Below are 519 nucleotides of genomic sequence, written 5' to 3'. Positions count from 1 at the left end.
CAGGCGCTGACCTTGGCCACGGCGCGCCATTCACCGTCGGGCCGAGCCGCGGCCATCTCCGCGACCGCGAGCGAGATGCGGGAACCGGGCCGCTCCACCCACGTCCGAACCCGCACGGGCGCAACTGGAATGGCGCCAAGGATGTCGAGCGTCAGGCGGCCGACGCGCAGCCCGGAGCCTGCCATGAGTTCCTCGATGGCCTTGTTCAGCAGCGCGAGCGGTGGCGAGCCGTGCTGGATGCTCCCGTCCCATTTGCTGCGGGTGTCCGGTGTCGACTCGAACAGCTGGTACTCACCATCGGTGCCCAGACGCCGGTAGTGGCAACCGATCATGCGGCGCCGACCTCCTGCAGCACTGCGTCGGGATCACCGTCGTCGATCTGGTCCGGCCACCCCGGGTACGGCGGCAGGGTGCCACCGAACGCCGGGCACAACGACTGGTGTGCACACCACGAACACAGGCGCGACGGGTTCGGGCGGAAGTCCCCGCCGGCGCCCGCGGCCTGGATGGCCTTCCAGA

General features: G+C 70.3%; 2 protein-coding genes. Both read right to left on the bottom strand.

The window, feature by feature from the left end:
• Positions 1-332, bottom strand: a 332-nt coding sequence (locus tag CS062_RS25225; RefSeq protein WP_143742532.1) for an acyl-CoA thioesterase domain-containing protein, incomplete at its 3' end; no start/stop codon positions are given.
• Positions 329-519: hypothetical protein (locus CS062_RS27135; RefSeq protein ID WP_233218246.1), on the bottom strand; the 191-nt coding region annotated here is incomplete at its 5' end. The genes CS062_RS25225 and CS062_RS27135, both read right to left, overlap by 4 nt.

The sequence above is a fragment of the Roseateles chitinivorans genome (assembly GCF_002761755.1).
In the GTDB taxonomy this organism is placed as follows: Bacteria; Pseudomonadota; Gammaproteobacteria; order Burkholderiales; family Burkholderiaceae_C; genus Roseateles; species Roseateles chitinivorans.
The sequence above is the reverse complement of the archived record's forward strand: the minus strand, read 5'-3'. Positions and strand labels throughout refer to the sequence as shown.